At 66.8% G+C, this 23024-nt stretch carries 27 protein-coding genes and 1 pseudogene; 20 read left to right on the top strand and 8 right to left on the bottom strand.

Annotation, left to right across the window (positions count from 1 at the left end; all coding sequences use genetic code 11):
- Window positions 1-7: 7 nt before the first annotated feature.
- The gene (locus tag ACQCSW_RS04085) at window positions 8-694 is read right to left on the bottom strand and encodes a YczE/YyaS/YitT family protein (protein ID WP_426989621.1); all 687 of its coding nucleotides are present in this window, start codon (window positions 692-694) and stop codon (window positions 8-10) included.
- 61 nt (window positions 695-755) lie between these two features.
- Here ACQCSW_RS04085 and ACQCSW_RS04080 point away from each other — a divergent pair, with 61 nt between their 5' ends.
- Window positions 756-2294, top strand: coding sequence for a PLP-dependent aminotransferase family protein (locus ACQCSW_RS04080; protein WP_426989620.1), 1539 nt, complete (start codon window positions 756-758; stop codon window positions 2292-2294).
- 101 nt (window positions 2295-2395) lie between these two features.
- On the opposite strand, the gene ACQCSW_RS04075 is transcribed toward ACQCSW_RS04080, so the two are convergent.
- Entirely contained in the window at window positions 2396-2899 is a 504-nt protein-coding gene (locus ACQCSW_RS04075; RefSeq protein ID WP_426989619.1) for a DUF4188 domain-containing protein, read from the bottom strand.
- Window positions 2900-2978: 79 nt separating this feature from the next.
- On the opposite strand from ACQCSW_RS04075, the gene ACQCSW_RS04070 reads away from it, so the two are divergent.
- Window positions 2979-3554: a TetR-like C-terminal domain-containing protein gene (locus ACQCSW_RS04070; protein WP_426989618.1), complete on the top strand. Its 576-nt coding sequence runs from the start codon at window positions 2979-2981 to the stop codon at window positions 3552-3554.
- Window positions 3555-3677: 123 nt separating this feature from the next.
- Here ACQCSW_RS04070 and ACQCSW_RS04065 read toward each other — a convergent pair.
- Window positions 3678-4369: pseudogene (locus ACQCSW_RS04065) on the bottom strand (SRPBCC family protein).
- Entirely contained in the window at window positions 4362-5039 is a 678-nt protein-coding gene (locus tag ACQCSW_RS04060) for a helix-turn-helix domain-containing protein (protein WP_426989617.1), read from the bottom strand. Before ACQCSW_RS04060 ends, ACQCSW_RS04065 begins: the two are co-directional and overlap by 8 nt.
- 172 nt (window positions 5040-5211) lie before the next feature.
- Between ACQCSW_RS04060 and ACQCSW_RS04055 the strand changes: the two genes are divergently transcribed.
- Complete coding sequence (locus ACQCSW_RS04055; RefSeq protein ID WP_426990615.1) at window positions 5212-6222, top strand: RluA family pseudouridine synthase; 1011 nt, start codon at window positions 5212-5214, stop codon at window positions 6220-6222.
- Here ACQCSW_RS04055 and ACQCSW_RS04050 read toward each other — a convergent pair.
- A complete protein-coding gene (locus ACQCSW_RS04050; RefSeq protein ID WP_426989616.1) occupies window positions 6194-6724 on the bottom strand; it encodes an O-acetyl-ADP-ribose deacetylase in 531 nt (176 codons plus the stop codon). The two genes, ACQCSW_RS04055 and ACQCSW_RS04050, sit on opposite strands and share 29 nt — an antisense overlap.
- 89 nt (window positions 6725-6813) lie before the next feature.
- Here ACQCSW_RS04050 and ACQCSW_RS04045 point away from each other — a divergent pair, with 89 nt between their 5' ends.
- Together ACQCSW_RS04045 and ACQCSW_RS04040 are read left to right on the top strand one after the other, a co-directional pair.
- The gene (locus ACQCSW_RS04045) at window positions 6814-7491 is read left to right on the top strand and encodes a hypothetical protein (protein ID WP_426989615.1); all 678 of its coding nucleotides are present in this window, start codon (window positions 6814-6816) and stop codon (window positions 7489-7491) included.
- 88 nt (window positions 7492-7579) lie between these two features.
- A complete protein-coding gene (locus ACQCSW_RS04040; protein WP_426989614.1) occupies window positions 7580-8197 on the top strand; it encodes a DedA family protein in 618 nt (205 codons plus the stop codon).
- Between the two features lies 1 nt (window position 8198).
- Here the strand turns inward: ACQCSW_RS04040 and ACQCSW_RS04035 are convergent, their stop codons facing one another.
- The gene (locus ACQCSW_RS04035; RefSeq protein WP_426989613.1) at window positions 8199-8504 is read right to left on the bottom strand and encodes a hypothetical protein; all 306 of its coding nucleotides are present in this window, start codon (window positions 8502-8504) and stop codon (window positions 8199-8201) included.
- Between the two features lie 35 nt (window positions 8505-8539).
- On the bottom strand, window positions 8540-9745 hold the full coding sequence (locus ACQCSW_RS04030; RefSeq protein WP_426989612.1) for a HoxN/HupN/NixA family nickel/cobalt transporter: 1206 nt from the start codon (window positions 9743-9745) through the stop codon (window positions 8540-8542).
- A 139-nt stretch (window positions 9746-9884) separates the two neighbouring features.
- Between ACQCSW_RS04030 and ACQCSW_RS04025 the strand changes: the two genes are divergently transcribed.
- From ACQCSW_RS04025 to ACQCSW_RS03970, 12 genes are all read left to right on the top strand, one after another.
- A complete protein-coding gene (locus ACQCSW_RS04025) occupies window positions 9885-10214 on the top strand; it encodes a hydrogenase maturation nickel metallochaperone HypA (RefSeq protein WP_354251520.1) in 330 nt (109 codons plus the stop codon).
- Window positions 10215-10217: 3 nt separating this feature from the next.
- Window positions 10218-11147 carry a hydrogenase nickel incorporation protein HypB gene (gene hypB / locus ACQCSW_RS04020; protein ID WP_426989611.1) on the top strand — a complete coding sequence of 310 codons (930 nt, stop codon included), beginning with the start codon at window positions 10218-10220 and terminating at the stop codon, window positions 11145-11147.
- A 30-nt stretch (window positions 11148-11177) separates the two neighbouring features.
- On the top strand, window positions 11178-12236 hold the full coding sequence (locus ACQCSW_RS04015) for a hydrogenase expression protein HypE (protein WP_111907222.1): 1059 nt from the start codon (window positions 11178-11180) through the stop codon (window positions 12234-12236).
- A gap of 27 nt (window positions 12237-12263) precedes the next feature.
- Window positions 12264-14057 (top strand): nickel-dependent hydrogenase large subunit, encoded by a 1794-nt coding sequence (locus ACQCSW_RS04010; RefSeq protein WP_426989610.1) that lies wholly within the window; start codon window positions 12264-12266, stop codon window positions 14055-14057.
- A 6-nt stretch (window positions 14058-14063) separates the two neighbouring features.
- Window positions 14064-15017, top strand: a complete 954-nt coding sequence (locus ACQCSW_RS04005; protein WP_426989609.1) for a NifU family protein — start codon at window positions 14064-14066, stop codon at window positions 15015-15017.
- A gap of 1 nt (window position 15018) precedes the next feature.
- Window positions 15019-15690 (top strand): DUF5947 family protein, encoded by a 672-nt coding sequence (locus tag ACQCSW_RS04000; protein ID WP_426989608.1) that lies wholly within the window; start codon window positions 15019-15021, stop codon window positions 15688-15690.
- A complete protein-coding gene (locus ACQCSW_RS03995; RefSeq protein WP_111907218.1) occupies window positions 15687-16352 on the top strand; it encodes a DUF6084 family protein in 666 nt (221 codons plus the stop codon). Before ACQCSW_RS04000 ends, ACQCSW_RS03995 begins: the two co-directional genes overlap by 4 nt.
- The gene (locus ACQCSW_RS03990; protein ID WP_426989607.1) at window positions 16349-17761 is read left to right on the top strand and encodes a hypothetical protein; all 1413 of its coding nucleotides are present in this window, start codon (window positions 16349-16351) and stop codon (window positions 17759-17761) included. Before ACQCSW_RS03995 ends, ACQCSW_RS03990 begins: the two co-directional genes overlap by 4 nt.
- Window positions 17758-17877, top strand: a complete 120-nt coding sequence (locus ACQCSW_RS03985) for a DUF6893 family small protein (RefSeq protein WP_426989606.1) — start codon at window positions 17758-17760, stop codon at window positions 17875-17877. The genes ACQCSW_RS03990 and ACQCSW_RS03985 overlap by 4 nt, the downstream gene beginning before the upstream one ends.
- A 7-nt stretch (window positions 17878-17884) precedes the next feature.
- Window positions 17885-18400 carry a hydrogenase maturation protease gene (locus ACQCSW_RS03980; RefSeq protein ID WP_426989605.1) on the top strand — a complete coding sequence of 172 codons (516 nt, stop codon included), beginning with the start codon at window positions 17885-17887 and terminating at the stop codon, window positions 18398-18400.
- Between the two features lie 12 nt (window positions 18401-18412).
- Window positions 18413-18742, top strand: coding sequence for a HypC/HybG/HupF family hydrogenase formation chaperone (locus ACQCSW_RS03975; RefSeq protein WP_426989604.1), 330 nt, complete (start codon window positions 18413-18415; stop codon window positions 18740-18742).
- A 106-nt stretch (window positions 18743-18848) separates the two neighbouring features.
- Complete coding sequence (locus ACQCSW_RS03970; protein ID WP_426989603.1) at window positions 18849-19049, top strand: hypothetical protein; 201 nt, start codon at window positions 18849-18851, stop codon at window positions 19047-19049.
- A gap of 50 nt (window positions 19050-19099) precedes the next feature.
- Here the strand turns inward: ACQCSW_RS03970 and ACQCSW_RS03965 are convergent, their stop codons facing one another.
- Window positions 19100-19873 (bottom strand): DUF6390 family protein, encoded by a 774-nt coding sequence (locus ACQCSW_RS03965; protein ID WP_354251511.1) that lies wholly within the window; start codon window positions 19871-19873, stop codon window positions 19100-19102.
- Between the two features lie 152 nt (window positions 19874-20025).
- Here ACQCSW_RS03965 and ACQCSW_RS03960 point away from each other — a divergent pair, with 152 nt between their 5' ends.
- Genes ACQCSW_RS03960 through ACQCSW_RS03950 form a run of 3 tightly spaced genes read left to right on the top strand, consistent with a single transcriptional unit; the run spans window position 20026 to window position 23006 of the window.
- Entirely contained in the window at window positions 20026-21186 is a 1161-nt protein-coding gene (locus ACQCSW_RS03960) for an ABC transporter substrate-binding protein (RefSeq protein ID WP_426989602.1), read from the top strand.
- A complete protein-coding gene (locus ACQCSW_RS03955) occupies window positions 21176-22270 on the top strand; it encodes a FecCD family ABC transporter permease (protein ID WP_426989601.1) in 1095 nt (364 codons plus the stop codon). Before ACQCSW_RS03960 ends, ACQCSW_RS03955 begins: the two co-directional genes overlap by 11 nt.
- Entirely contained in the window at window positions 22263-23006 is a 744-nt protein-coding gene (locus ACQCSW_RS03950) for an ABC transporter ATP-binding protein (protein WP_426989600.1), read from the top strand. Before ACQCSW_RS03955 ends, ACQCSW_RS03950 begins: the two co-directional genes overlap by 8 nt.
- Window positions 23007-23024 lie beyond the last annotated feature (18 nt).

Raw genomic sequence — 23024 nt, 5'->3', positions numbered from 1 at the left:
TCCTGTCCTAGGAAGTCCTGGCCACGGGTTCGACGCCGACCGGCTCGCCAGCGTCCAACTCGCCAGCGTCCAACTCGCCAGCGGCCGGTTCGAGGACTGCAGTTTCGCGTGGAAGCGCTGCGGGCACCATGAACCACGGCATCAACAGCTGGAGCAAGGGCCCGATGGCGAGGGCGTAGACCACCGTGCCCACCCCCACGGAACCGCCCAGCAGCCAGCCGACTCCCAACACCACCACTTCGATCAGGGTGCGCGCGACCCGCACGGACCAGCCGGTGCGCCGCGCCAGCCCGGTCATCAGGCCATCCCTGGCGCCCGGACCGAACCGAGCGCCGATGTAGCAGGCGGACGCGATACCGTTCAGCAGCACGGCACCTGCGAGCATGCCGATCTGGCCGCCCAGATGCGAGAAGGCGGGGATCAAGGCCAGGCCGATGTCCGCGAAAACGCCCACCAGCACGGCGTTGCAGAGCGTGCCGAACCCCGGCCACTGCCGGAGCGGGATCCAGAGCAGGAGCACCAGGAAACTCACAATGATGACCACCACTCCAATGCTCAGCCCCGTCCTGCCTGCCACTCCCTGATGGAACACGTCCCACGGATCCAGTCCAAGTCCGGCACGGATGAACATGGCCAGGGAGATGCCATACATGGCGAGGCCGATAAAGAGCTGGAGGAGTCTGCGCGTCAACATAACGACAACTCTGACAGAAAACTGGCATTGAATTACATAGCCAGTCTGAGATACTGGCATTATGTCCCCTTCGCTGAACCCGTCCGCCCTGGCACGTCTCCTGGGCGAGTGGAACCTCGGCGTCGGGCCCGCCTACCGCGAACTTGCCGACATCGTCCGCCTCCTGGTCCTGGACGGCCGGGTGGCCCTGGACACGGCACTGCCCAGCGAGCGGACACTGTCTGAGTCGCTGGGCGTCAGCCGCACCACCGTGACAGCCGCCTACGGGCACCTCCGCGAGCAGGGTTTCCTCAGCAGCGGGCAAGGCAGCAGGGGCCGGACCCGGATTCCGCGTCTGACGCCGCCGGGTACCACGGTGTTCACGGACCCGGGCCTTACAACCACGGGGCGGACGCCCGGAACAACATCTCCCGGGCTCGCGGCACCGGAGGGGCTGATCGATCTCGCGTACGCATCGCTGCCCGCCAGCGGTGAGGTGGTACATCGTGCGTTCGCGGCAGCCCTCACTGAGCTTCCCGCACTGCTGCCGGGATTCGGATACGACGCCATGGGGCTGCTCCCCCTGCGCGAGGCGGTGGCCGCGCGCTACGCAGCTGCCGGCGTGCCGACCACTGCCGAACAGATCCTGGTGACATCGGGCGCGCAGCACGCCCTGAACATCATCATCCGCGCCGTGGCGGGGCGGCAGGACAGGGTGCTGGTGGAACACCCCAGCTACCCGAACGCCCTCGATGCCATCCGCGCGGCCGGTTGCCGGGCCATTCCGGTGGCGTTCACCGCCGCCCATGACGCAGACACTGACAGGGCCGACGGCGGTCCGCCCGCCTTGGCGTGGGACATGCACGCACTGCAGGCAACGATGACGCAGCAGCGTCCCACGATGGCGTACGTGGTGCCGGACTTCCACAACCCCACCGGGCAGCTGATGCCCGACGTCCAGCGCCGCCAGCTGGTCCGGGCGGCCGCGGCGGCGGGGACGGTCCTGGTGGTTGACGAGACCCTCCGCGAGCTGAACCTCGACGGCGCCGAAACCAGTCCCGTGGCAGCCTTCAGTCCCGCCGTGGTCACCATCGGCTCGCTCAGCAAATCCCACTGGGGCGGCCTTCGTACGGGCTGGATCCGAGCCTCCGAAACCATGATCCAGCGGTTTGCGGCGGCACGGACGTCACTGGACCTGGGCGGACCGGTCATGGAACAGTTGGCGGCGGCACACCTGGTCCGCGCCCTCGACGAGCCGCTTCCCGCACGGCTCAGCGCCCTCCGGGACAACCGCGCCGCGCTTCTGGAACTCCTTGCCGGACACCTCCCGGATTGGGAAACGGGACGCCCGGCCGGCGGCCTGTCCGTCTGGTGCAGGCTGCCCGCGCCGGTCAGCACTGCGCTGACGGTGATCGCTCCGGATTTTGGCATCCGGCTGGCCGCTGGGCCTCGCTTCGGCATCGGCGGCGCGTTCGAACGCTACCTCCGGGTGCCTTTCACCCTGCCACCGGAGCAGCTGGAGACCGCTGTCCTGGCCCTGCGCTCAGCCCAGGACCGGCTCGACGCTGCCCCGCAGCTCCGCCGGATCCTGAAGAACGCGCCGGCCCTGGCTATCGCATGACAAGCGGGCGCACCGAGCGCCCGCTTGTACCGTCAGCGCCACGGGCGTGTACACCGCCATTACTGGGCGCCGGCGCCTTCGGGACACGATGCCCTTCGGGATCAAGCGGCGCCGGGACCCCGCCCTGCAGCCCGGCCCATCCGCTGTTTTGCGGTGTTGCTCCCGGCCCCCACGGGGACATGCGCCGTGGCCTTGGCCAGCCCGAACTCCGGCATCCCGTTGTAGACAACCTCGATCCCGCCGGCCGGCACCTGGTACGTCTCATGCCAGACGCCGACGTCCCCTGTCCCGGAGAGTTCCTTCATAAATCGGCGCCACGGTTCCAGGTGCGGGGACTCCCGGTCCGCGGCGAACTTCCGCAGGTGCTCGGGGCTCTCCCAGTAGCTAAGCAACACAGTAGTGCGCCCGAACCACTGCTCATATCCGAGCATTCCTGCCGCGGGGTCGGCGGCCAGGTGCTGGAGCATCCGCGGCATGGCGGCAGCCACCTTGCCTACGGTCCCGACCTTCCACCATCGGTTCGCCCGCATGCCGATCAGAAAGACAGTCACCGATTCGCGGCCCGGGTCAGCAGTGTACCGTCCCGGAAATACCTTCTGCGCCATGGGAACTCCTTCGGTTCGCGGTTTCATAACCTTGTTTTATAACACGGTTACGAAACAATGTTATGAAACAATGGACTCCATGGCAAGACCCGTTGTGCATAACGATTCCCTCAGGCAGGACCTGCTGGCCGTCACGGCTGACTTGGTGGACCGCGACGGTCCCGCACGCGTGAATCTGCGGGATGTGGCAGCAGCTGCCCGAACGTCCACCACGGCCGTCTACTCGCTGTTCGGCGGAAAATCCCAGCTGCTGACCGCCGTCGTGGACGACGGGTTCCGGTCTTTCCGCGACTCACAGGTGGCCGCGGCCCCGGGCGGGCTTCGTGGACTCGGCGCGGCCTACCGCACCTGGGCGCTGGAGCATCGGGCGCTCTACCGGCTGATGTTCGGTGGCGCGCTGGCCGCCTACGTCGATTGCCAGCCAAGCCCCGAAGCTGCCGCCGATGCCATGGAGCCCCTGATGCAAGCAGTGACTTCCGCCCAGTCCGCGGGCACTGTACTGCAGGCACCCGTGGAAATGGTCGCCGTCGCAATCTGGGGCCAGGTCCACGGCCTGGTGAGCCTGGAACTGGCACAGGTGGGCCCGCCGGACGCAAACTGGGCTGCAGCCTACAGCGCTGCCCTCGACGCCGTCGCGCGCGGTTGGGCCGCCTGAGGCTACCCTCCGCTTGGATTCCCGAGGCGCTGATTCACCCTCGACACGCAGAATACCTGGCGCACGTGGAATACCACCGCGTCAGGTATTTTGCGAGTCGAGAACGTTGCCGGCCTCAGGACCCTACGCGTAGACCTTTTCGAGGAAGCTGCCCCAAGCCTCGGCGGTCGCTGAAGAGTCGCCGCTGCCGCTGAAGTCGTGCACGGTCATGCCCACCGGAGCGCCAAAGGCGTTGCGGCCGAAGAACCGGTACATCGCATCCGACGTCCGCAGGCCCAGAAAGTGCTCGCTGGAGAAGTCCACTTCCCCGGACAGCCGCCCCACGCCGTCGAGCTCCAGCTCAACAGCGGAACCCTGCTCGGCAGAGTCCATGCCCAGCGCCTTCTTCAGGCGTTCAAATCCGTCCGGGGTCTGCGATGCTGCCGGTGACTGGATGTCCGTGAACACCACCGGCTTACCGTCGAAATGCTGCAGGTACTGGGCCAGCGTGTGCAGGTAGAACGCAGTGTGCTTGCTCGCGCCGTCGTACTGCTCGTCCCAGTTGTCGGCGAATATCCCGCTGTGGACATAGTGCAGCCGGGCGCGGCCGCCGTCGAGCGGTTCCAGGACGTGCTCCAGCTGGTTGAACCAGCCATCCGGCCTGTCCATCCGGGAGACGAGGTGCGTGGGGTGCTCCTGCACGGTCTTGACGTCCGGCCACTGGTCCGTGGGAACATCCACGCCGGCGTTCCACTCGTCACGGCTTCCCAGACGCGCTCGGGCGTGCCGGGCAGTTCGGTGTTGTAGACGATCTCAAATTCACGGTTGTCAGTCATTGTCCTGCTCCTTCGCTGAAAGGGGTTTGGTTGGGGTTTTGAGCATGGGGTGAAGGGCGACGACGAGCCGGTGTTTTCGTCCGCCACTCGATGAAGTGCCACTTGGGGGAGAGCCGCCCGCCGGGGTGCCGCCCGCGTCGGCGACGCTGCCGCCGTCGTGATATTTGTCCACCAGGCGGGTCACGGCAACGCCGAGCTCCTCGGCAAACGCGGCACGGTCCGCTGCCGTGCGGAATATGATTTCGCCGTCGATGGCGAACGTGGCCAGTTTCTGCCTGGCCGCAGCGGCGCCGGCGATCAGCTTGCCGACTTCCTGGACCATCCGGCCGGCGAGGGCCAGCAGCCAGAACGCCGAAAAGCGGTCCGAGAAGCGGTGCGGGTCCGGCGCCACCGACGCGAGGGCCACCGGCGAAATCAGGTACGAGGCCGCCGTCGCCTGGAGGATGCGCTCGGTGACGTTCCCCTTGCGCCGCTCCTCCACGAGTTCCACCAGCCCGTGCCGCTCGAGGGTTTTGAGGTGGTAGTTGACCTTCTGCCGCGGCAGGCCAACCTTGGCTGCAAGCTGCGTGGCCGACCCGGGCTCTGCCAACTCCTGGAGGATGCGCGTGCGGATCGGGTCCAGCGAAGCTTCCGCCGCGGCCGGGTCCTCGATCACTTCGATGTCCAACATGCTTCCATCATGCCTACCGACAACTTTTATTGTCAAGAACTTTTTTTCTGTCGGCGTTCCGTTTAGACGGTTCCCTGCCGGATCGATGCTGCTGGACGTCGAGTGAGCACGGAACCGTCTAAACGGGCGCGGGGCGGAGCCAATGGAGCCGGCAAAGTAGAATGGACCCGTGATGCAATCCCCCCTCCCCGTGCGCGACGGCGTCAATGCCACCCGCCTGCGCCTCCCGGACGAGGGGCCGTGGTCCACCGCGATGGACTACATGATGCACCGCTGGGGCCACATTGATCCGCAGGGCATCGAGGACAGGTTCGACGCCGGCGATATCGTGGGCGAGGGCGGCATCGCCCTGGACCGGGCCACCAGGCTCGAGGACCACACATTCATCTGGTACTACCGCACACTGCCGCCGGAGACCCGCATCCCGGTGGAGCTGGCCATCCTGCACCAGGACGACCACCTCCTCGTGGTGGACAAGCCGCACTTCCTGCCCACCACCCCCGGCGGCACCTACATCCAGGAATCGGCCCTCGTCCGGCTCCGGAACCAGCTCAACCTGCCGGACCTGATCCCCATGCACCGCCTGGACCGGATGACCGCCGGCGTGCTGCTGCTGTCCACCAACCCGGAAACCCGCGGAAATTACCAGGTGCTCTTCGAGAAGCGGCAGGTGCAGAAGGAATACGAGTGCGTGTCCGCCGCGGAGCCCGCCGCCGGACACCCCGCCGTTGACTTCCCCGTGGTGGTCCGGAACCGGATGACCAAGTCGCGCAGCTACCTGCTGGCCGAAGTGATCGGAGGCGAACCGAACGCGGAGACCCGGATTGAACGGCTGGAAACGTTCGACGTCGGCGCTTCAGTGGGCGCCGCTGGCACCCGCGCGCCGGGCACCAGTGCAGCTGGCGCCGACATCGCCGAAACCCACTCAGCCCGCTTGGCGCGGTACCGGCTGGAGCCCCACTCCGGAAAGACGCACCAGCTGAGGGTGCACATGGCCTCGCTGGGCCTGGGCATCGTGAACGACGCGTTTTACCCGGACCTGCTGGACAAGGCTCCGGACGACTACTCCAAACCGCTGCAGCTTCTGGCCCGCGGCATCCGCTTCGTGGACCCCATCAGCAAAAAGCCCGTGGAGTATCGCAGCGGGCTCCACCTCAGCGAGGATGCTCAAACACGGTCTTGAAGGCCTGCTCCATCTCGGGGCTGAACAGCACAAACTCCACCAACTCGAGCGCGCTGGCCGGATGTGAGGCACCAAACCCTGTGACGGCGTCGTACGCGGCCTCCGCCACCTGACGGCCGTGCCAGCCGTAGACTCCCCCGCCCACCGCGGGGAAGGCGATAGAAGCCGCGCCCAGCGAATCCGCCAGCCGCAGGCTTTCGCTGAAGCACGAAACCAACAGTGCCGGGTTGGTCTGCCCGGCGTGCCGGTTGGGCCCTACGGTGTGGATGAGCCAGCGCGCCGGGAGCCGGAATCCGGGAGTGGCGACGGCGGCTCCCGGCGCCAGCCCGTGCGGCAGGACCGTTTCGCGGAGTTCGCGGCAGACGGCCAGCAGTTCCGGCCCGGCAGCACGGTGGATTGCCCCGTCCACGCCTCCGCCGCCCAGCAAGGTGGAGTTGGCCGCGTTCACGATCGCGTCCACGGTGCGGGTGGTGATATCGCCTTGGAGGATGGTGATCCGCATGCGGAAAGTGTCCCACCGGAACCCTCTGGATGACAGGCCGGAGCAGGAATATCCTGTGAGAAGGGTTCGCGCACAGGTGAGGAGAACCCATGGACACGCTTATCGAAATCCCCGGGGACCGCACAGCGGCCAAATTTGCCTACGCGGCGGCGGGCCTTGGCGTCGTGGGCGTAGCAACGCTCGGCGCCATGTACGCCATCGAGGTCCCTAAGAACGGCCCCTTCATCTTCGGCACCATCAACGACGCCACCGGCGGCGTGTTCAACCTGGCGATCATTCCGGTGATCGTCCAGGTCCACCGGCGCCTGAACCGGACGCCCGGCTCCGAGGCAGCCAAATGGCTGGTGATCGCAGCAAGCAGCGCAGGATCGGCAAGCTCGTTCCTGCTCGTCGCGAAGAAGCTCGATTTCAACGCATCCACCGGGGTCAGCGTGGGGGCGATGGTGGTCCAGGCCGGCTGGTTCCTGCTGGCCCACCGGTCCCTGCTGAAATCCGGAGGCTACCCCCGCAGCCTGGCAAAACTGGGACAGTTCATTGGCGGCGCCTTGGTGGTGGCGTTGCCCCTGGCCGCGCTGGCCGCCGTCGAACAGGCGCCGGTCTGGATCCGCTGGGGCATCGGTGGGGCCGGAATAGCCCTGGGCGCCACCGCGTGGGTGGCCTGGCCGTACTGGTACTTCCTGGCCGCACGGCACCTCAGCCACGTTCCCAAGGAAGTTCGCGGAGGAGCCCCACGGCCACGCCGTCGGAACATCGGCGCCGGGTACTGAAGCACTCGCTGGACCAAACGCCGGGCAAGTCCGTGCCGCCGGCTGGCTCAAGCCGTGCTGCCGCGCAAAAGTGCGGTACTTTGTGGCCATGGACTTTGGCAACGCCGACAGCTGGGGGGCGGCGATCTACTTCTGGATCATCCCCGCGGTCCTCGGCGATGCCATCTTCCCGCCCATCCCGTCAGAGATGGTGGTGATCACCGGCGGCGCACTCTCGGCCGACGGCCGGGCCAACGTCTTCCTGGTGGCGGCACTGTCCGCGGCGGCGTCCTGGATCGGCGACATGGTGGTGTTCCAGCTCTTCAAACGCCGGCTCAGCCATGTCCTGGACCGCTGGGGCTGGGGCCGCAAAGTCCACCACGGCATCCATGTGGGCATCGCCAAGGCCGGGCGTTCCTCCACCTACGGGACCATCATCGGTGCCCGCTTCATCCCGGGCGGGCGGCTGGCGACGTCGGCAGCTTCCGGCATCGCCGACGTTTCGGCAAGGGGTTTCAGCCTGTGCGCTGCCCTCGGCGCCGTCCTCTGGGCCAGTTGGCTGGTGGGCCTGGGCTACTTCACGGGATCGGCAACCAAGCTGCCTTTCTGGGCGAGTTCGCTGATCGGCGTGGTGTTGGGCCTGGTGATCGGCGCCGTCGTCGGCATCATTGTCACCCGCCGGCGCGGCACCCGATCACCCGTGGACGAGCCCGCCCCCGGCGATTGAGTTAGACAGGCGCCCAGCGGCCGCGGTTGCGGCGGAGCACCATCAGCGAGCCTGTCAGCGCAACGCGTTCGACGGCGTCGCGCATCATCGCTGCCGATTCCCGCGCCTGCTGGTTCTCACCGCTGTATTCGGTCGCCTCCACGAGGAAGCGGAGGTTCAGCTGCGGGACGCCGGCGGCAAGTTCGATCTGGTTGGATTCCACATGGTGACGGGTCTCCAATGCCCCGACAGCCGCGGCCATCACGGCTTCCGGCGGGTTGCCAGGTTTCAGTCCGGTTATTTTCAGGCGGGTCTGGAACGAAGGCATGCCTTCAACCCTATCCCGACCGCTGTCTGGTCCGGCTAGTCCCGCTGCTTGGGGCCGCCCTCCGGGACGGGCACTGACCAGCGCTCCTCGATACGGCCGAAACGCCACACGCCCAAGGCAAGGAGCCACGTGAAAATGAACAGGGCCACCGTGGTGTATCCGACGGCTGCCAGGTCCAATCCGCCGATCACAGCCAGCGGCCCGGACCGGATCCCGGCGCTGTCCACCAGCAGGGAAATCAGCTGCACCGAGCCGATGCCCAGCGCCACTGCCACGGATAGTCCGGTCACCACCACGTTGTAATAGATCCTGCGGACCGGCCTGGAAAGCGCCCAGCGGTAGGCGAACGTCATGAAGCAGCCGTCGAGCGAGTCCAGCAGGCTCATGCCCGCCGCGAAGAGGACCGGCAGCGTGAGGATCGCGTACCACGGCAGTGCCGAAGCAGCGGCACCGCCGGCCAGGATCAGCAGGCTGACCTCAGTCGCGGTATCAAACCCCAGCCCGAACAACAATCCGACGCCGTACATCTGCCAAGGCCTGGTGATCAGTCCTGTCAACCGGCCGAAGAGCCGCGACATCAGGCCACCGGCGGCAGGAAGGTTTCCCAGTCCGGCGCCGTTGTCCTGACTGGACCGCAGCCGCCGCGCCGAGCGGAGCACTTCCAGCAGGATCACCAGGTTAAGGACACCGATCAGGTACAAAAAGACGCCCGAGACTGCCGTCCCGAAGATCTGCAGGCCAGCCTGCGTTTCGCCCGAAACCACCCCGCCCTGATCCGACAGGCTCCGGATTCCGGCCGCCAGCAACGCACACAGGCCAAAAACGACGCTCGAATGGCCCAGGGAGAACCAGAAGCCCACAGTCATGGGCCTGTGCCCGGCCCGCGCCTCATCGTCGCCGCTGTGCCCGCTGCCCCGGTGCCCGCTGCCCTGCTGGCTATCGCCCGCCAGTTTCCGGGTGGTGTTGTCGATGGCGGCGATGTGGTCGGCGTCGAACGCATGGCGGAGCCCCAGCGTGTAGGCGGCGACGCCCAGGCCAACTCCGAAAACACCGGACGAGCCCACCGGAAGATTCTCCGGTGCCACAACCGCCAGCAGCACACCCCAGCCCACGGCATGCAGGAGCAGCACAACGGCCGCCATTCCACCGATCGATGCCCGTTCCCGGCCGGTCAGCGCGGTCCCGGACCGGCCGGCCCGTCCCCTCGGCTGCCTGATGTTTTCAGCTTCCGGTTGCTTCATTTCCGAGCCTCCGGCTTCCGCGTCTTTGCAGAATAATGAGACGACTATACGCCTTGACTCGATGAGTGCGCAGCTGTCAAATATTTGGGTTGCGTTATGGCCGGGACGGGCCTATCTTGACAGGGAGGAGGCACCTCCGATGCACGAACTCTCTATCGTACAAAGCCTCATAGACGCGGTTCTGGACAGGACAGGCGGCCGGGCAGTCACCGGCGTCAACCTTCGGATCGGGCCGCTGTCAGGTGTACTCCCGGATGCCCTCCGTTTCTGTTTTGATGTTGCCTCGGCGGGAACAACCCTGGCCGGGGCGCGGCTACGGATCGATGAGCCGCAGGGCCGCGGGCTGTGCCGCACGTGCGGCAACGACTTCGCGCTGACGGACATGTTCCTCCTGTGTCCGTGCGGCAGCGCCGACGTCGAAGTGGTCACCGGACGCGAATTCAAGCTCGTTTCGGTGGAGGTGGCGTAGGCAATGTGCGCAACATGCGGCTGCAGCGAGGACGCCACCCCAAGGGTGTATTCCCTTGAAGTACCGGCGCAGGCGCATGGGCATTCCCACGAAGATGGGCACGGGCACACGCACGACGGTCACACCCATGACGGGCCCGAACACACCCATGACGACCACAGCCACGAACACACGCACGAACACACGCCCTCCGACCCGCACGGCGGAGGACACAACCACGCGCCGGAACTCATCTCCATGGAGCAGAACCTGCTGGCCAAAAACGACCTGCTCGCGGAACGGAACCGTGGCTGGCTCGCGGGACGGAAGGTCCGGGCCCTCAACATGATGAGCTCCCCAGGCGCCGGCAAGACCACCCTGCTGGTCCGCACCCTCACGGAGCTGGGAGACCGGCTGCGCGCCGGGGTCATCGAAGGTGACCAGGAGACCTCCCTCGACGCCGACCGCATCCGAGCCGCCGGCCGGCCCGCGGTGCAGATCAACACGGGGGCGGGTTGCCACCTCGACGCCGATATGCTCCGCCGGGGGCTCGACGCGCTCGATCCCCCGATGGATTCAACCGTGTTCATCGAGAACGTGGGAAATCTCGTCTGCCCCGCCCTTTTCGACCTGGGCGAAGCAGCCAAAGTAGTAGTTGTCTCAGTGACGGAAGGTGATGACAAACCACAGAAGTACCCGCACATGTTTATCGCAGCTGACCTCGTGATCATCAACAAGTCAGACCTGCTCCCCTATGTTGATTTCGACGTCGACGAGTGCCTGCACCGCATCCGTCAACTCAACGCCCACGCGCAATTCCTGGTCCTCTCGGCCACTACCGGCGACGGCCTTGCCGCCTGGTATGACTGGCTGGACGGCCGCACTTCCCCGACAGAGACCCGGACAGGGTCTTTGACAGGGTCTCTGGAAGAGTCCCTGACAGACGCACACTGAGCCCCCCGCGGGCCGCGGAAAGAGCCAACGATGCCTACCGAAACTTCCCTCAAGGCCGAAGAAACGCTGATCCACGTGCTGTGGATCAACGCCGGACTGAGCTGCGACGGCGATTCCGTCGCCTTGACCGCGGCAACCCAGCCCAGCGTGGAGGAGATCGCCCTCGGAGCACTGCCCGGCCTGCCCCGCATCGCCATGCACTGGCCCCTGATCGACTTCGAGTGCGGCCCCCAGGAAGGGGCGGACGACTTCCTCGAGTGGTTCCGCAAGGCGGACCGCGGCGAGCTGGAGCCGTTCGTCCTGGTGGTGGAGGGATCCATCCCGAACGAAAAACTGCACGACGCCGGCGGCTACTGGTGCGGGTTCGGCAACGATCTCGAGACCGGCCAGCCGATCACCACCAGCGAGTGGCTGGACAGGCTGGCACCCAAAGCCACGGCCATCATCGCCGCGGGCACCTGCGCAACGTACGGCGGCATCCATGCCATGGCGGGTAACCCCACTGGCGCCATGGGCGTCCCGGACTACCTGGGCTACGACTGGAAATCCAAGGCGGGCATCCCCATCGTCTGCGTGCCCGGCTGCCCCATCCAGCCGGACAACCTCTCGGAAACCATGACCTACCTCCTGTACCAGGCCACCGGCCAGGCCCCGATGATCCCCCTGGACGACGCGCTTCGGCCCACCTGGCTGTTCGGGAAAACAGTCCACGAGGGCTGTGACCGGGCGGGCTACTACGAGCAGGGCGACTTCGCCACCGAGTACGGCTCCCCCAAGTGCATCGTCAAGCTGGGCTGCTGGGGTCCGGTGGTCAAGTGCAACGTTCCCAAGCGTGGCTGGATGAACGGAATCGGCGGCTGCCCGAACGTTGGCGGCATCTGCATCGGCTGCACCATGCCGGGCTTCCCGGACAAGTTCATGCCGTTTATGGACGAGCCTCCCGGCGGCAAGCTCTCCACCAGCACCATCCGCCCGTACGGGGCCGCCATCAGGGCGTTGCGCGGCATTACCACCCACACGCTGGACCAGGAGCCCAAGTGGCGCCGGCCCGGACGCGAACTCCTTACCGGCGCACAGCGCACCTGGTAACCATCCCATTCCAGACAGGTGAAGAACATGACCTCAACGATTCCAATGCCGTCCGGGAGCGGGCCGGACAACAACAACCTGGTGGAGATGGCCTGGGATCCCATCACCAGGATTGTCGGTAGCCTGGGCATCTACACCAAGATCGATTTCGCGAACAAACAGGTGGTGGAGTGCAAAAGCACGTCCTCGATTTTCCGTGGCTACTCCATCTTCATGAAGGGCAAGGATCCGCGGGACGCCCATTTCATTACGAGCCGCATCTGCGGGATCTGCGGCGACAACCACGCCACCTGCTCCTGCTATGCGCAGAACATGGCCTACGGCGTGAAGCCGCCCAACCTGGGCGAATGGATCGTGAACCTCGGCGAAGCGGCCGAGTACATGTTCGACCACAACATCTTCCAGGAAAACCTGGTTGGCGTGGACTACTGCGAAAAGATGGTGTCCGAAACCAACCCCGGAGTCCTGGCCAAGGCCGAGAACACCCGGGCCCCCCATGAAGGCGAGCACGGCTACCGGACCATCGCGGACATCATGCGCTCGCTGAACCCCTTCACCGGGGAGTTCTACCGCGAGGCGCTGCAGGTCAGCCGCGCCACCCGCGAGATGTTCTGCCTGATGGAAGGCCGCCACGTGCACCCGTCCACGCTCTACCCGGGCGGCGTTGGCACGGTGGCCACCATCCAGCTCATGACTGACTACATCACCCGGCTCATGCGGTATGTAGAGTTCATGAAAAAGGTAGTCCCCATGCACAACGACCTTTTCGATTTCTTCTACGAGGCGCTGCCGGGCTACGAACAGGTAGGCCTGCGCCGGACGCTGCTGGGCTGCTGGGGCTCCTTCCAGGACCCCGACTACTGCAACTTCGAATACAAGGACATGACCCAGTGGGGCCGGAAGATGTTCGTCACCCCGGGCGTGGTGGTGGACGGCAAACTGGTCACCACCGACCTGGTGCGGATCAACCTGGGCATCCGGATCATGCTTGGCTCCTCCTACTACGAGGACTGGGAAGACCAGGAGATGTTCGTGACCCACGATCCCCTGGGCAACCCGGTGGACCGCCGCCACCCCTGGAACCAGCACACCAACCCCAGGCCACAGAAGAGGGACCTCAAAGAGAAGTACAGCTGGGTCATGTCCCCGCGCTGGTTCGACGGCCAGGACAACCTGGCACTGGACACCGGCGGAGGACCCCTGGCACGGCTCTGGGCCACGGCGCTCGCCGGCCTGGTGGACATCGGCTACATCAAGGCGACCGGCAGGAGCGTCCAGATTAACCTCCCCAAGACGGCGCTCAAGGGCCCGGTCTCCTTTGAATGGAACATCCCCCAGTGGAGCAACACCCTGGAACGCAACCGGGCCCGCACCTACTTCCAGGCCTACGCGGCCGCAGCGGCGCTGCACTTCGCCGAGAAGGCACTGGAGGAAATCCGGGCCGGCCGGACCAAGACCTGGGAGACCTTCACGGTTCCGGATGAGGCCATCAGTTGCGGCTTCACCGAAGCGGTCCGCGGTGTCCTCTCGCACCACATGGTGATCCGGGAGGGCAAGATCGCCAACTACCATCCCTACCCGCCCACCCCCTGGAACGCCAGCCCTACGGACTCGTCCGGGACCGCCGGCCCCTACGAGGACGCGGTACAGGGCCAGCCGATCTTCGAGGAGAACGACCGCGAGCACTTCAAAGGCATCGACATCATGCGGACCGTCCGGAGCTTTGACCCGTGCCTTCCGTGCGGTGTCCACATGTACCTGGGCGACGGCCAGACCCTGGACAAGCTGCACTCACCCACCCAGATCCTCACCGGCGAGTAACAGGCCATGCACGGCGGGGACCGGCCGCTGCAGACCGGCGAGCGGATAGGCACGCTCCTTGACGCCCTCGGAGCCGGCGGTGCGGTGGCGCGCGGCCGGGCCGAAGACCTGGTACGGCAAGTCACCGACATGTACGGCTCGGGGCTGGGACGTATCCTGGAAATCCTTGACGAGCAGGGAAAGCTCGACGACGGGACGCTGGCGGCGCTCGCCTCCGACGAACTGGTGTCTGGCCTGCTGATCATCCACGGCCTGCATCCCGAGTCGATGGAAACGAGGGTTGCCAGCGCCCTGGACAGCGTCCGGCCGTACCTGGGCTCCCATGGCGGGGACGTGGAACTGCTGGGCATCAGCCCGGAGGGCGTGGTGCGGCTGAAGCTGCTCGGCACCTGCCAAGGCTGCCCGTCGTCGTCCGTTACCCTCAAGTTCGCCGTCGAAGAGGCGATTGAAACGGCGGCCCCGGAGGTCACGGCCATAGAAGTGGTGGAAGCGGAAAAGCACGCCGCCACCCCGGCCCTGATCCCCGTGGACGCCCTGCTGGTGCGGATGAAGCACGCAGACCCGGGCGGTGGGGCAGCGGGCAACGGCTGGCATGACCAGCCGGAAGGATCCTGGGAGCCCGTCCCCGGCATAGCCGATCTGGAACCCGGCGACGTGGCCGGGTTCCAGGTGGGTGGCTACCCGGTCCTTGCCTGCCGGACCGGCCAGGACGTCTACGCCTACCGGGACTACTGCCCGCGCTGCACCGGTTCCATGTCGGGCGCAGCCCTGCAGCGCGCCCTCGCCGCACCATCAGGCGGAGGCCTGTTGCGCTGCCCCACCTGCCGAGGCCACTTCGACGTCCGCCAGGCCGGCGCCTGCCTCGAGGACCGGAGCCTGCATCTGGACCCGCTCCCGCTGCTGGTCCGCGGCGGCGTGATGTCCGTGGCTGTGCCGGTTGCGGCAGGGAAGGGCGGCTGAGATGAACGCGCCCGGCCTGCCGGTCGCCTTGCTGCGCCGGATCGCCGCCACCGCGCCGGCCGCTCCCGCCGGCGAGCGCTGCGAAATGTGCGGGGAACCCATCGCGGCCGAACACCAACACGTGGTGGACCTGGACAGCCACGCCATGATGTGCACCTGCCGGCCGTGCTACCTGCTCTTCACGGACAGCGACGCCCACCTGAGGTACAGGTCGGTGCCGGACCGGTACCTGTCCTTCCCGGATTTTGAGCTTGGCCCGGGCCAGTGGGACGAGCTGGAGATTCCGGTGGGGCTGGCGTTCTTCTTCCGCAGTTCCAGGATGGAGCGGACGGTTGCGTTCTATCCCGGCCCTGCCGGCGCCACCGAATCCGAGCTGCCCCTGGACGCCTGGGATGCCGTGAAGGCGCGGAATCCTGCCCTGTCCGTGGCGGCCCCTGACACGGAGGCGCTCCTGATCCGGGGACCCGGCAACGACCGGCCGCAGGCAGACTGCCATCTGGTCCCCGTGGACGCCTGCTACGAGCTCGTGGGGCACCTGCGGCGCCTGTGGCGCGGGTTCGACGGCGGCCAGGAGGCCCGCGACCAGCTCACCGCTTTTTTCGACCGGGTCAGCAGCCGCAGCAAGCCGGTACGCGAGGACACCGATGGACGCGTGTCCGGGAGCCTGCAGTGACTGCGCTGGCGTTCGAGGTCCTGGACATCCAGCCCGAACCGTACGCGGCGGCGCCCCAGCTCACCGCGAAGCTGCGCGTGACCGAATCCACCGGTGCCGCGGTACACGCCATCGCGTTGCGGTGCCAGGTCCGGATCCTGCCCCAGCGCCGCGGCTACACGCCCGAGGAAGAAGCAGGCCTGCTGGACCTCTTCGGCGAGCGCAGCCGCTGGCCCACAACCCTGAAGTCCTTCCTTTGGCAGCAGTGCAGCACTATGGTCCAGGGTTTCACCGGCGAAACCGAGGTGGGACTCCCGCTGCCCTGCACCTTTGACTTCGAGGTTTCCGCCGCCAAATACCTGCAGTCCCTGCGTGACGGACTGGTCCCGCTGGAACTGCTGTTCTCCGGCACCGTCTTCACCAAAGGTCAGACCGGCTTCGGTGTGGAACAGGTGCCCTGGGACCTCGAAGCCTCCTACCGGCTTCCCGTGGACGCCTGGCACCGGCTGATGGACCAGTACTTTCCCAACACGGGGTGGCTCAGGCTGGACCGGGACGTGCTGGCTGCGCTGTCGCACTACAAGGCGGCCCGGGGCCTGACCTCCTGGGATGCCACCGTGGAAAGCCTGCTGGCGAATGCCGCCGCGGTATCCCCGGCACTGTCAGGAGACCCGGTGCCATGAACATGAGTCTGAGCCTTGCCCGCGCCGTGGCAGATGCCGTCCTCTATGAGGGCTACCTGCTCTACCCGTACCGCGCGTCCTCGCAGAAGAACCAGGCCCGGTGGCAGTTCGGCATCCTCGGCCCGCCGGGCGCCGCCGCTGCCGGCACCGGCGAAGAACCGGACATGTTCGCGGACTGCCTGCTCACCCCCGGCCCGCAGGCTACCGTCGAAGTCCATGTGCGCTTCCTGCAGCTCCAGAGCCGGTCCGCTGAGAGGATGGACGACGACGGCGGGTTCACGGCGGTGGATGAGCTCACGGTCGGTGCCGCCCGCTGGCTGAGCTGGGACGAGGCAGTGGAGCGGGAAGTCACGCTGGGACCGTTCCCCGTGGCCGGGCTCAGCGGGCGGGAAATGGTGGTGCCCGTGGAGATTCCCGGCGGAGAGGACGCCGAGGAACTCCGTGATGCCTCGGGGCGGCTGGCTGGGAAGCTGGTCCGCCGTCGTCGTCCGCTCCGGGGAGAAGTGAGACTGGAAGCTGCGTCTGCCGGTGGGGCTCTGGTCAGACTGCGCGTCGGCGCAATTAATAGGGCTGCGAACACTGCGTCAGGCACTGCGGGTGCCTGGACCAGGCAGGATGCGATCGCCCGGTCCTTCATTGGCACGCATCTGCTGCTGTGGCTCCAGGACGCGGATTTTGTTTCTCTGCTCGAGCCGCCACCAGAAGCCCAGACCGCGGCGGGAACCTGCAAACAGCACCGGTGCTGGCCGGTTTTGGCTGGCCCGGAAGGGCAGTCGGACGTGTTGCTGGTGTCCCCGATCATCCTGTACGACCACCCGGCGGTGGCCCCGGAAAGCTCGGTGGCGCTTTACGACTCCACGGAAATCGACGAGATCCTCACCCTGCGCGTGCTGACACTGACCGAGGAGGAAAAAGCCGAAGCCCGCGCAACGGATCCACGGGCGGCAGCCATCATCGACCGGTGCGAGGCCATGTCCCCCGAGGAGCTGCAGCAGCTGCACGGCATCCTGCGCAATCCCCATGCCCTGGCCATCCCGGAACCTCCCGGCACCGGACCCACCCGAATCACCGGAGTCGCCGGCGAGGAAAACGCGTGGTGGACACCCGAAGCCGAAGCCCTGGTCCAGCCGCACATGGATGCCGTCCTGATCAACGGGGTCCCGGTGGCCCGCGGCAGCAGGGTCAGGGTGAATCCGAGCAGGCGCGCCGATGCCCAGGACTTGTTCTTCGCCGGGCAGACGGGGCGCGTCACCAGCGTCCACTTCGATGTGGACGGCAGCACCCACGTAGGCCTGGTCCTCGAACAGGACCCGGCCGCAGACCTCCACGAGGGCTACGGCAGGTCCTTCTACTATTCGCCGGAAGAGCTCGAACCCCTGGGGCAGGATGGAAAGGAAAGTCCGCCATGAGAATCATAGGAATGGCCACGGTAGGGTTGCTGGCGGCGCTGGCACTCGGCGCCGTCTACGTCGGGATCCGTTCGGTCCCTGACGTCCAGCGCTATCTGAGGGCACGGCGGATGTGAGCCCGGAATGACTGTGCTGGTGGCAGGCGTGGGCAACATGTTCCTGCGCGACGACGGCTTCGGGCCCGAAGTCGCCCGCCGGCTGGCCTCGGACGGACACCTTCCGCCCGGCGTGGAGGTGGTGGACTACGGCATCCGCGGCATGCACCTCGCGTACGACCTCCTTGCCGGAGTGGACGTGCTAGTGCTCGTGGATGCCGTGCCGCCGGACTCAGCTGTACCCCCCAACCCGGTCACAGACGGCGACGGCGGTACGTCCCCGGGCAGCCTGCGTGTGCTCCGGATCCGTAGCGAGGATCTCGACGGCGGTGCCTCCCTGGACCCGCACGGCATGGACCCTGCCGCCGTCCTGGGCAAGCTCCGGACGCTGGGCGGCGAGGTTCCCGTGACCTACGTAGTGGGCTGCGTTCCTGCCGACGTCACCGAGGGCATCGGCCTGACGCCGCCGGTGTCGGCCGCCCTCCCGGGGGCGATGGCCGCCGTCGTCAGTCTCCTCAGCCAGCACACCTCCAAGCAGACCTAAGGCGGACCAACAATGTGCCTCGGAATCCCCGGCCAGGTCATCGGCCCGATTGATGGTTACGGCAACCAGCTTGCCCTGGTGAACGTGGCTGGCGTGCAGCGCAAGATCAACATCGGGCTCCTGGACGACGGTCCGCTGCCACCGGGAAGCTGGGTCCTCATCCACATGGGCTTCGCGCTGGAGCGGGTGGATGACGCAGGCGCTGAACAGGCAATGAGCGGCCTCGAACTGATGGGGCGCCCACGGCAGCCCGGCGACGGCAACGACGTTCCGCCGTCGGCTGACCACCACCAGGATCAAGGAGAACACCATGACACCGATGAATCCGTCCGAACCAACTGACGAGGAGCCGGGGACCTCCCCTGGCACAGCTCGCGCCTGGGGCAGCGAGCCGCCGCTGAAGTAGCCCGCCCACCCGGGTTCCGACGAAACCCCTGAGGACGCCGCCATGGCTCCGGAAGGAGTGGGCACGAGCACCACCCGGCACGGTGAAGACGTCCTCAAGGAGGAAGGCCAAGAACCAGGCAGCGAGGACACCGGCACGGATGCGGGCCCGGCGGAACGCCCTACCGGCGAATCCTCACCGCGTGATTCGACCGCCGTCCAACCTCCGGACGACCCCGATACTGCGGCACCCCAGTCGCCCTAGCCACGGGGACCGCACTAGCTCCAGGGTTCCAAGGCTTAGTGTTCCAGGGCTCAGCGCTCCAATGCGATGGCTGCGCCGCGATGCTCCACGCCGCTGTTGGCGATCGTGAGATGCCGGCCGGTGAAGTACTTCAAGTGCTGCAACTGATGGGGTGTCAGCCGGTCACAGACCCAGTCCCAGTGGAGCGACACCACATCGCCCGCCGCCAGCCCGGCAACAAAGCCGGTCCCGTTCACGGCGTATTTGGCGGACTCCACCACGGGATCCCCCACAGCCAGGGATGTGCCGTCCCAGGTCAGGGGACGCGACTTCACCACGGCTTCGTCGCCGGTGATGGCCAGGACCTCGCCCCAGCGGATCCGGCAGCGGTCAAGCACGTTCAGCGCGGTGGCGTACCGGCGGTCATCACGCAGCAGTCCCAGCCAAGGATAGATTTCGAAGACGTGGAAGCTGTGGTGCGGAACGCCGCCGGCTAGCACCCCTTCCACGAGGTGCGGAAACTGCCGGCCGGTGCGTGCCCGGAACCGGTCTTCCATCGAGTTGCCCATGGTGCTGATGCCCACGGTGTCCAGCAGACTGTTTCCCACCCAGTAGGCCTCCACTACGCGCGCGTCGAGCGGGTCGGGGATGCGGTGGGCGCCGGCAATGAGTTCCAGGTACGGCCAGGCACCGGCAAAGCCTTTCGCGAGTTCCCGGAGGCCCTGGTCTGTGACGCCGGACTGGCCATAGTGCAACAGGGCGTCGCTGTCGGGAGGGCCGCAGCTGCCACGGGAATTGGGCGGGTAGGCATACCGGACAAACAACTGGGCACCATCGACAACCATCGCGTGGCCACCTTCTCCGAGAGTCTTTTGAACGTAGCACCACGACGCAGGCCGGACAAGGGCCGGATGGTCTCCAGGGCACGACAAAAGCCGTTGACAGCCTCCGCACACGAGCGGATGCTGTGTAGACCGAAGCACAGGGGTCACACACCATGGCAATCACTGATCTGAACCGGCGCACCGCCCTTCAACTCCTTGCGGCGGGCGGCTCTGCAGCCCTCCTGGCCGGATGCGCCGGCACCCCCGGTTCCCCTCCGTCGTCGGGCCCTTCTGTGAGCGGCGAGACCGGAGGCACCGGAGGCACCGGGATCAGCGTCACCGACCAGCGCGGCAAGACCATCACCTTCGCCCGGCCCGTGACGCGGGTGGTGACCATTCCCATGCCGGCGGCGTCGCTGCTGGTGGCCGTGGACCGCACCGCTGACCATCTCGCTGCCATGCACAACGCGTCCTGGGTGGCTATGCGCGACGGCATCATGGGCACGATGTTTCCCAAAGCCTTGGAGCTGCCGCACGAGATCGCCACCCAGGACTTCACCGCCAACGTGGAGAGTGTGCGCGCCCTGGACCCCGACGTGGTGATCCAATGGTCAGACGCCCAGCTCATCGAGCCGCTGGAAGAGGCCGGCCTGAACGTCATCGGGCTGACCAACACCGGCAAGCAGGAGGATGTGGACGCCTGGGTGGCCATGTTCGCCACGATGCTGGGGAAGCCCGAACGCGCCGTGGATATGAAGTCCCGGAGCGACCTGGAACTGGCCGCCATCAAGGAGATGGCGGCTGGCCGGAACTCCACCGGGCCCAGCATCCTGTACTTCAACCGGTTCACCGGCGGCCTGAAGGTGGCCGCGGCCAACAGCTACAACGATTTCTACATCAAGCTGGCGGGGGGCACGAATCCCGCCACCGGGGACGATCCGCTCCAAGGATCGGGAATGGTGGGCCTGGACGTCGAGCAGGTGCTGCGGTGGGATCCGGAGATCATCCTGCTGGGAAATTTCGACGGCGCCATTCCCCAGGACCTCTACTCGGACCCCGTCTGGCAGACCGCGTCCGCGGTAAAGAACCGGCGTGTGTACAAGGTGCCGCTGGGTGGGTACCGGTGGGATCCCCCCGGGCAGGAATCACCGCTGATGTGGCACTGGCTCAGCGACATAGCGTTCCCCCGGCAGCGTTCCCTTCTCCGGAGCAAAGTCACCGAGTACTTCGATTTCCTGTACAGCCACAAGCCGACCGCGGCAGAGCTGGACAAGGTCCTGTGGACCGCGGCGAACGCCGACTCTGACTACTACCGGCAGTTCAATGCTGCATGACGCCAGCGACGAACGGCTTGATGCCCGCCGAGGCCGGACTGCGGTCCGAGACGAAGACAAAAGGCACGGACCATCGGCCCTGAAGCCTATTGCCATCAGCACAGTCTTCCTGGTTGCCGTGGCGCTGGTGGCTTTGGCGGTGGGACGTTACAACGTGCCGCTCTGGCACGTTGTCCAGATCCTGGCGGGGCATGTGGTCCCCATCCCGGTGGAGGCAACCGCCACGGAGGAGAATGTGGTGCTCCTGGTCAGGCTGCCCCGCGTAGTGCTGGCGCTGCTGGTGGGCGGCGGCCTGGCGATCGGCGGCGCCGCGCTGCAGGCCATCTTCCACAATCCGCTGGTCAGCCCGGACATCATCGGTGTTTCCGCGGGCGCTTCCTTCGGCGGGGCGCTGGCTCTGCTCCTGGGGTTAGGGACGTTCGCGCTGATCACCAGTTCCTTCGCCTTCGGACTGGTCGCCCTGGCCACCCTGTTCCTCATCACGTCCGGGCGCGGCGGGACTCCCCTGCTCATGATCGTGTTGGGCGGCGTGGTCACGGGATCGTTCTTTTCCGCGCTGGTAGCCTTGGTCACCTACATCGCGGATCCCAACACCACCTTGCCGGCCATCGTTTTCTGGCTCTTGGGGAGCGTAGCCACTGCCACCTTCGGCAAGGTGGCAGTGGCACTGATTCCCGTCGTCGGTGGCGCGCTGGTGCTCGTGGCCCTGCGCTGGCGCATCAACGTGCTCTCACTGGGCGACGACGACGCCACTGCGCTAGGGATCCGGCCCCGCCCACTGCGCTGGGTGGTGCTGGTCTCGGTGGCACTGATCGTGGCCGGGGCTGTGGCCGTAAGCGGCGCAGTGAGTTGGGTGGGCCTGGTGGTCCCGCACCTGGCAAGGATGTGGGTGGGACCGGACCATCGGGTCCTGCTGCCGGTCTCATTCCTCCTGGGCGGTGCCTACATCATGCTCGTGGACACTGTGGCACGCACCGCGACGGCGGGCGAGATCCCTCTCGGCGTGCTGACGGCGCTGATCGGAGCGCCAGTGTTTTTTGTCCTGCTGCGCCGGAACCGGGACAGGATCTGGGAAAGTGCTTGAGCTGAACGGCGTGGGCTTCGGATACGGCCGGACGGATTGGGTCTTCCGGGATGTCAGCTTTCAGGTCCTCCCGGGAACCGCCACCGCCGTCCTGGGACCCAACGGCAGCGGCAAGACCACGCTGGTGCGCTGCGCCGCCGGCCTGCTGGCCCCAGTAGAGGGAATTGTCACGCGGGCGGCAAGGGCCGGCTACGTCCCGCAGGCCCATGGCAGTACCTTCGCCTACCGGGCCCTGGACATGGTGCTGATGGGACGTGCCCGCCAGATCGGCCTCTTCCGTTCGCCTGGGGCCGCTGACCGGGCTGCTTCCCTGGAGGCGATGGACAGAGTGGGCATCGCCGGCCTCCGCAGCAGGTTCTTCCCCACGCTCAGCGGCGGCGAACAGCAGCTTGTCCTGATCGCCCGGGCCATCGCGGCCGGCAGTCCCGTCCTGGTGCTGGACGAGCCCGCCACCGGCCTGGACCTCAAGAACCAGGTCCGCGTCCTGCGGCTCCTGCGCGAACTGATGACCGACGGCTTGGCGGTGCTCCTCAGTACGCACCACCCGGACCACGCGCTGTACCTCGCGGACCGGGCCGTCCTGCTCACTGCCAGCGGACCCCGGACGGGCGACGCCATGGAGCTCCTGAGCGAAAAGGAACTCACAGCCCTTTATGGCGTGGGCGTCAGCACGGTGCCCTACGCCGATGGCCGCAACACCCGCCGGACCGTAGTGGTGCACTACGGCGGCCAGTGAGTTTGCGCGAACTGGCAG

Source organism: Pseudarthrobacter sp. Y6, from assembly GCF_050156205.1.
Lineage (GTDB): Bacteria > Actinomycetota > Actinomycetes > Actinomycetales > Micrococcaceae > Arthrobacter.
The sequence above is the reverse complement of the archived record's forward strand: the minus strand, read 5'-3'. Positions and strand labels throughout refer to the sequence as shown.

Excerpts from the sequence above, each read along its gene's own strand:
- ACQCSW_RS04085 (WP_426989621.1), bottom strand. The coding sequence starts at position 694 with ATGTTGACGCGCAGACTCCTCCAGCTCTTTATCGGCCTCGCCATGTAT.
- ACQCSW_RS04080 (WP_426989620.1), top strand. The coding sequence starts at position 756 with ATGTCCCCTTCGCTGAACCCGTCCGCCCTGGCACGTCTCCTGGGCGAG.
- ACQCSW_RS04075 (WP_426989619.1), bottom strand. The coding sequence starts at position 2,899 with ATGGCGCAGAAGGTATTTCCGGGACGGTACACTGCTGACCCGGGCCGC.
- ACQCSW_RS04070 (WP_426989618.1), top strand. The coding sequence starts at position 2,979 with ATGGCAAGACCCGTTGTGCATAACGATTCCCTCAGGCAGGACCTGCTG.
- ACQCSW_RS04060 (WP_426989617.1), bottom strand. The coding sequence starts at position 5,039 with ATGTTGGACATCGAAGTGATCGAGGACCCGGCCGCGGCGGAAGCTTCG.
- ACQCSW_RS04055 (WP_426990615.1), top strand. The coding sequence starts at position 5,212 with ATGCAATCCCCCCTCCCCGTGCGCGACGGCGTCAATGCCACCCGCCTG.
- ACQCSW_RS04050 (WP_426989616.1), bottom strand. The coding sequence starts at position 6,724 with ATGCGGATCACCATCCTCCAAGGCGATATCACCACCCGCACCGTGGAC.
- ACQCSW_RS04045 (WP_426989615.1), top strand. The coding sequence starts at position 6,814 with ATGGACACGCTTATCGAAATCCCCGGGGACCGCACAGCGGCCAAATTT.
- ACQCSW_RS04040 (WP_426989614.1), top strand. The coding sequence starts at position 7,580 with ATGGACTTTGGCAACGCCGACAGCTGGGGGGCGGCGATCTACTTCTGG.
- ACQCSW_RS04035 (WP_426989613.1), bottom strand. The coding sequence starts at position 8,504 with ATGCCTTCGTTCCAGACCCGCCTGAAAATAACCGGACTGAAACCTGGC.
- ACQCSW_RS04030 (WP_426989612.1), bottom strand. The coding sequence starts at position 9,745 with ATGAAGCAACCGGAAGCTGAAAACATCAGGCAGCCGAGGGGACGGGCC.
- ACQCSW_RS04025 (WP_354251520.1), top strand. The coding sequence starts at position 9,885 with ATGCACGAACTCTCTATCGTACAAAGCCTCATAGACGCGGTTCTGGAC.
- hypB (WP_426989611.1), top strand. The coding sequence starts at position 10,218 with ATGTGCGCAACATGCGGCTGCAGCGAGGACGCCACCCCAAGGGTGTAT.
- ACQCSW_RS04015 (WP_111907222.1), top strand. The coding sequence starts at position 11,178 with ATGCCTACCGAAACTTCCCTCAAGGCCGAAGAAACGCTGATCCACGTG.
- ACQCSW_RS04010 (WP_426989610.1), top strand. The coding sequence starts at position 12,264 with ATGACCTCAACGATTCCAATGCCGTCCGGGAGCGGGCCGGACAACAAC.
- ACQCSW_RS04005 (WP_426989609.1), top strand. The coding sequence starts at position 14,064 with ATGCACGGCGGGGACCGGCCGCTGCAGACCGGCGAGCGGATAGGCACG.
- ACQCSW_RS04000 (WP_426989608.1), top strand. The coding sequence starts at position 15,019 with ATGAACGCGCCCGGCCTGCCGGTCGCCTTGCTGCGCCGGATCGCCGCC.
- ACQCSW_RS03990 (WP_426989607.1), top strand. The coding sequence starts at position 16,349 with ATGAACATGAGTCTGAGCCTTGCCCGCGCCGTGGCAGATGCCGTCCTC.
- ACQCSW_RS03985 (WP_426989606.1), top strand. The coding sequence starts at position 17,758 with ATGAGAATCATAGGAATGGCCACGGTAGGGTTGCTGGCGGCGCTGGCA.
- ACQCSW_RS03980 (WP_426989605.1), top strand. The coding sequence starts at position 17,885 with ATGACTGTGCTGGTGGCAGGCGTGGGCAACATGTTCCTGCGCGACGAC.
- ACQCSW_RS03975 (WP_426989604.1), top strand. The coding sequence starts at position 18,413 with ATGTGCCTCGGAATCCCCGGCCAGGTCATCGGCCCGATTGATGGTTAC.
- ACQCSW_RS03970 (WP_426989603.1), top strand. The coding sequence starts at position 18,849 with ATGGCTCCGGAAGGAGTGGGCACGAGCACCACCCGGCACGGTGAAGAC.
- ACQCSW_RS03965 (WP_354251511.1), bottom strand. The coding sequence starts at position 19,873 with ATGGTTGTCGATGGTGCCCAGTTGTTTGTCCGGTATGCCTACCCGCCC.
- ACQCSW_RS03960 (WP_426989602.1), top strand. The coding sequence starts at position 20,026 with ATGGCAATCACTGATCTGAACCGGCGCACCGCCCTTCAACTCCTTGCG.
- ACQCSW_RS03955 (WP_426989601.1), top strand. The coding sequence starts at position 21,176 with ATGCTGCATGACGCCAGCGACGAACGGCTTGATGCCCGCCGAGGCCGG.